This window comes from Peribacillus sp. P4_C12, assembly GCF_056402095.1.
This window is the reverse complement of sequence record NZ_JBFUIB010000233.1, coordinates 1-5,802: the sequence shown is the minus strand read 5'-3', so window position 1 is coordinate 5,802 and position 5,802 is coordinate 1. Positions and strand designations below refer to the sequence as shown.

The 5,802-nt window shown below is 34.9% G+C and carries 5 protein-coding genes, 1 pseudogene and 1 riboswitch; of the genes and pseudogenes, 5 read left to right on the top strand and 1 reads right to left on the bottom strand.

Features of this window, described 5'->3' with window-relative positions:
• Positions 1-196 precede the first annotated feature (196 nt).
• Complete coding sequence (locus tag AC1DUW_RS19745; RefSeq protein ID WP_083450718.1) at positions 197-880, top strand: DUF7003 family protein; 684 nt, start codon at positions 197-199, stop codon at positions 878-880.
• A 334-nt stretch (positions 881-1,214) separates the two neighbouring features.
• A pseudogene (locus AC1DUW_RS19740) lies at positions 1,215-1,418 on the top strand (FtsW/RodA/SpoVE family cell cycle protein); the annotation flags it as partial.
• An 85-nt stretch (positions 1,419-1,503) separates the two neighbouring features.
• On the opposite strand, the gene AC1DUW_RS19735 reads toward AC1DUW_RS19740, so the two are convergent.
• On the bottom strand, positions 1,504-1,674 hold the full coding sequence (locus AC1DUW_RS19735; RefSeq protein ID WP_152952351.1) for an aspartyl-phosphate phosphatase Spo0E family protein: 171 nt from the start codon (positions 1,672-1,674) through the stop codon (positions 1,504-1,506).
• 568 nt (positions 1,675-2,242) lie between these two features.
• Positions 2,243-2,431, top strand: a riboswitch (cobalamin riboswitch).
• Positions 2,432-2,586: 155 nt separating this feature from the next.
• Here AC1DUW_RS19735 and nikA point away from each other — a divergent pair.
• The 3 genes from nikA to AC1DUW_RS19720 form a co-directional block, all read left to right on the top strand.
• A complete protein-coding gene (nikA, locus tag AC1DUW_RS19730; RefSeq protein ID WP_477643263.1) occupies positions 2,587-4,218 on the top strand; it encodes a nickel ABC transporter substrate-binding protein in 1,632 nt (543 codons plus the stop codon).
• A 36-nt stretch (positions 4,219-4,254) separates the two neighbouring features.
• Positions 4,255-5,193: a nickel ABC transporter permease gene (gene nikB / locus AC1DUW_RS19725; protein ID WP_053345687.1), complete on the top strand. Its 939-nt coding sequence runs from the start codon at positions 4,255-4,257 to the stop codon at positions 5,191-5,193.
• A 2-nt stretch (positions 5,194-5,195) separates the two neighbouring features.
• The coding region (locus AC1DUW_RS19720) for an ABC transporter permease (protein ID WP_477643262.1) at positions 5,196-5,802 on the top strand (607 nt) is incomplete at its 3' end.

Genomic DNA, 5,802 nt, shown 5'->3' with positions numbered 1-5,802 from the left:
TTTAAAGATAAAATTAATATTTTGGAGAAGCATTGGTACTTGTATCAATGCTTTTTTTTTAGGCTCTGTTAAATAGTTCTGTTGATATTTGATAGTTGCTTGTTTTCCACTAATTTGACTTACAAGATACTTCGAATATCCTGCCATTAATCACAATTAAGATGTAGTATATAACTTTATGGAGAGTGATATATAAATGAAAGCAAATGAAATTCTTCAAATACTGGATGACTTTGCTGAAGATTATAATTTTCCTGTATTGGATAATTATAATTTCGACTTAGCCCAGGGCAGAATATCAGTTTTTCGAGAAACAGATAACTGGCTCATTGTATTTGAAATAGTAGGTGTGAACAAAAACCAAGATATATCTAATGACCTTTATGTTTACGGTAATGTTACTGAAGAACAAGGAATCATTATAGGTCTTGATAATATTGTAACCTTAGAAAATGAAGAAGATTGGTTTGATGACGAAGATAACTTTTTAGTCAATCCATTCCATTTAAAAATGTTTGTTAATCGAGAACTTATCAATTTAAATCCTAAAGAAGAGGAGTATGCACAAATAGGACTCCAAACTCAATCATTTAATCCAACCAAACTCGTTCGTTTCTTTAGTTCTAAGTATAAAGAAAAATTTTGGCTTGCAACTCCGGATTTATTAAATGAAATTGGTGTAAACACTCACCTAAACCTGTTTTATCAAATAGATGAATGGGAACACACTGATGAAGAAAAGCCTAGTGAAAATAAGTTCTTCCAAAGTCTTGCCAAAGCTATTGAACTAAATGATACAAGTTTAGTACATTCTCACACGCCAAACACTCATTGGTCCAATTGGACGTGGAGTGATTTTGAAAACCAAGATGAGGATTAATCTTCAATACCTAATAAATCAGCACGTTAAAAAAGCCCTTTTCATAAAAGAGCTTTTTTCTTTAAATATTTTTTTAGAAAAAACAACAACGTTCTTTAACAAAGCCTTTTTTTAATATGGAAGGTCGTAAATCTATTCACATTTGGATAAGATACACGCCTTTCACACGTTTCTTTCCAACTGATTTGAATCGATAATATTCCAAGTCTTTATAATTTGAATAGATCATAAAGGTACTTTGGGTTAGACCCGTTTGGCTATGGGAAGGGAATTGGTTATCAATTATAGCAATCCATATAAGCGATTGGTTCTGGAATGACTCAAAGGAAAAGGGTTTAATCAAAGTTATGTGTATTTTCCTGAAGCACATACCGACTTTATATTTACAATTGTAGCTGAAGAATTTGGATTCATAGAGGCAGGTTTACTTATATCCACTTATTTCTTTATTATTTATAAAATTGTTACGATAGCATGGAAAAGGAGCAGTAGATTTAGGAATTTAGGGCTTAGTATCCAACCGTTTTCCCGCTATTGAACCATGAAGCCCTATGGTAGAAAGGAGAAAATATGATCAATCAGGCTTCAAGTCTACTTACTTAGAGGAGAAGCACCCTTACATCTTATTGAAGGCCTATTGGAGTTAGCGACTCCTGTTCATGCACAAGTATATTCAAGAGTTTATCAAGTTCTTGGCTCAAATGTAATGTTTTTGGTGAGGAGAATCCATGCTTYAAGGCTGTATTTATTAATTCTTTCCTCATTGTCTCTATTTTATTATGTAGTAGTTCCATACTTTCCAACGAAAACCCCCTCAAAACCTTTCCTTTATTGTAGTATATTTATTATTACATAAATTAGGATGATTTTAAATATTATAGTAAGTAAACAAATTCTGGCGGGAGCAATACAAATCTTCCTCACTATCATTCGATATATGTCGTTACTGATAACTATTTATATATAAAATTATTACTTCCATACATAACGAGCCGTTAAAAAACATCAGGACTTTAATTTGATATAGCATAAATTTGCAATAACGAATATAATTTGTATTAGGTAAACTTTTTTTGATTTTATTTTCATATAGTGAATATCTCCATTTTGAGAGAGTTGTAATCGTAAAACTGTATAATTTAGGAGAATTTAAAATTTGTTGAATTTTAAAGAGAACCTGTTTATTCTCCTTTTTACTAACTGTATTTCGTTTATTGCTAGATGGATAGGTTTAGTAGCTGGGTTTATCAAAAATTACTTAGAGATGAAACTAATAAAGTGTTAAGAAGTAACAAATGGTTTCGACAAAATAATTTTAGGATAGACAAGCTCTATTATTTACTATGAAGATGAGGGAAAATTTCATATAGTATTGGAATGGGTATATTCGTTTAAAAGCGAATATTTAAAAGGGAAGCCGGTGCAAAATCCGGCACGGTCCCGCCGCTGTAATGGTGAGTCCTATGCAAGAAAGTCACTGGATAATATCCGGGAAGACGCATGGAGATGATGAACCTAAGTCAGAAAACCTGCCCGTTCTAAAAATGCTGTTAAACCTACGGGAGATAGGGAGGTGTTAGAGTGCTAGAAGACGAATTTGTTCTTAACCTATAAGCATTTCTGACCGTTAAATCTGGTTGGAAATGCTTTTTTATATTTCGTGATTTTTCAAATAGATAAAATTCCATAATTGAAGGTGAGAAAACATGTTTTTACAACGGTCTAGTTTATTCCATTCTTTTGTTGGACTACTAGTAATTTTCACAATTTTTGTTACTGGTTGCAGCGACACAACAATAGATCAAGAAAATACATCAGATAAAGATAAACAAAAAGTTGTTACTTTTTCATGGCCTGGGGATATAGGAGACTTAAATCCACACACATATTTTCCGAATGAGTTTTTTTCCCAGGCTATGGTATATGAATCCCTTGTTTATTACGGTGAAGGCGGAGAAATTCAGCCTTGGCTTGCAGAGAGCTGGGATATATCGAAAGATGGAAAAGAATATGTATTCCATCTGAGGAAAGATGTTAAATTTTCCGATGGTTCCCTCTTTAATGCTGCAATCGTTAAGAAAAACTTTGATACCATTTTAGATAATCGCAAACAACATGAATGGGTGGAATTAATTAACCAAATCAAAAGTACTGAARTAATAGATGAATATACATTTAAACTTATTTTGAACAACGCGTATTATCCAACTCTTCAAGAACTAACTTACATCAGACCGTTGAGATTTGTAGGAGAAGCTGCTTTCCCTGACAGTCAAAACACATTTAAGGACGGACTCAAGTCTCCGATTGGCACAGGACCGTGGGTATTGAGCGAATATAAGAAAAATGAGTTTGCAGTTTTTAAAAGGAATGAACAGTATTGGGGTACTAAACCTAAAGTAGATAAGGTGGTTGTTAAAGTCATTACTGACGGTGAGTCAAGAGTATTAGCTTTTGAGAAAAAAGAACTCGACTTTATTTTTGGAAACGGGGTCATAAGCCAAGATTCATTCCAATTTTTGAAGAATTCAGGGCAATATGAAACCAAATTGTCAGAACCTACAGCTACAAGAACGCTGCTTCTTAACTCAAATAGAGAAGCGACTAAAGATCTTAAAGTTCGGTTAGCTCTCCAACATGCTTTTAATAAACAGGCTGTTATTGATAAGATCTTTTATGGTATGGAAAAAAAGGCTGATACTTTGTTTCCACCTACTTTGCCATACACGAAAATTAATATAAAGCCATATGAATATGATGCAGAAAAAGCAAAACAGTTATTGGATGAAGCTGGATGGAAACAAGTGAAGGGGAAACCATTTAGAGAAAAAGACGGAAAAGAATTGCAATTGGAATTACTGTTTAATAGTACAGACAACATCCAAAAGTCAATCGCAGAATTTACCCAAGGTGATTTTAGAAAGCTGGGAATAGATGTTAAGTTGACTAGTCAAGAAACTAATACTTTTTGGACAACGGCATTTCAAGGTGAATTTGATTTATTATTTACATCTACTTGGGCTGTACCGTTTGATCCACATTCCTATTTAGCTTCTATGACGACAAAATCGGAAAATGGTGGTCCAGATTATAACGCTCAATTAGGGCTGCCAATAAAAAAAGAAATAGACCAGAAAATTAAGAAAGTATTATTAACTACAGACGAAGAAGAGAGAAAAATACTATATTCAGAAATATTAACGACATTGCACGAACAAGCAATATATTTACCGATATCTTATCAGTCTAATATAGCAGTGTATCAAAAAAACATTAGTGGAGTAGATTTTTTACCTCAAGAAGCTGAGGTCCCTTTAACTTCAATTGACGTTAATTGAAGTGGGGATACTTAAAAACAACTTAAGGAGTGCTACATGAGTTGGTTTATTTTTAAACGTCTCACAAGTTTAATTCCAATTTTATTAGGAATTTCTCTCATCACTTTTATCTTGCTTCACTTAATTCCTGGAGATCCGGCAGTAGCTTACTTAAGGGCGTCACATATTCCTCCTACGGATGAGACAGTGGCAGCCCTTCGAGTTGAGCTTGGATTAAACAAGCCTTTATATGTCCAGTATTTTGAGTGGCTGGGAAAAGTGTTGCAATTGGATTTAGGGATGTCTTATGTGTCCAATAACTCTGTATGGGAAGAAATTGTGGTACATTTCTTCCCAACAGTTCAATTAACATTTGCTTCGCTTATCTTTATTGTTGTTATTAGTTTACCCTTAGGAATGATTTCTGCTATTTACAAGGGGAAATTTGTTGATCAGTTTAGCAGAATACTAGCCTTTGTAAGTGTCTCTATGCCAACCTTTTGGCTTGGCTTTCTCTTGATCTATTTTTTATCAGTAAAGTTAGATTTATTTCCTGTATTGGGAAGGGGGACTTTGGCTCATCTAGTGCTTCCTTCCTTGACATTGGCTTTTGCGTATATAGGTACGTATATGCGATTGCTTCGGGCTAGTATGCTGGGAAATTTGAATGAGCCATTTGTTGTTTATGCTAGAGCGAGAGGGTTGCGCCAAAGACTAATCGTTATCAGGCATGTCTTAAAAAAGTCCTTACTACCTGTGATAACTGGACTTGGCATGAGCTTCGGTAACATGCTAAGCGGAGCGGTTATTGTTGAAACAATTTTTGCTTGGCCAGGCATGGGACAGTTATTTGTCACATCTATATTAAATCAAGATTATCCGATGATTCAGGGGTGTGTATTATTTATGGGTGTGATCTTTGTGGTCTGTAATCTTCTTGTAGATCTTACATATTCTTTCCTGGATCCTCGTATACGCTGGGAGGGAGAGAAATAAGAGTGGTGCAAAACGTGAAACGAAAGCTGATGAAACATAAGCTCATGATGATCAGCATCATGATTATTTCCTTCCTGACAGTATTGGCTCTTTTTGCTCCTTTTTTGGCTCCTAATGATCCGAACTTGATTGATATCGTTCAGAAGCTGCAAGGGCCCTCCTCTCAGTTTCCATTGGGGACTGATCATTTAGGGAGATGTATTTTGTCCCGATTAATCTATGGAACACGAACCTCGTTGGGAATAGCTTTCCTTGTCATGGGATTAATGATGATTATTAGTATCCCACTTGGTATTTATGCAGGCTTTATAGGGGGGAAGGTTGATTATCTCTTCATGAGAATGTGTGACATACTCATGGYATTCCCAAGCTTTCTTCTGTCCCTTGCTTTAGTCGGAATTTTAGGACCGAGTCTTGGCAATCTGATTTTGGCGATGGTGCTTGTCCAATGGGTTTTTTATGCACGCGTCATTCGAGGTATGGTACTTAGTGTAAAGGAGCAAAACTTTGTCTTAGCAGCCAAAATATGCGGGACACCAAGGAGTATCATTATCATCAAACATATCTTACCTGCCATCATCTCTCAAGTTGTTGTATTAATCTTTATGG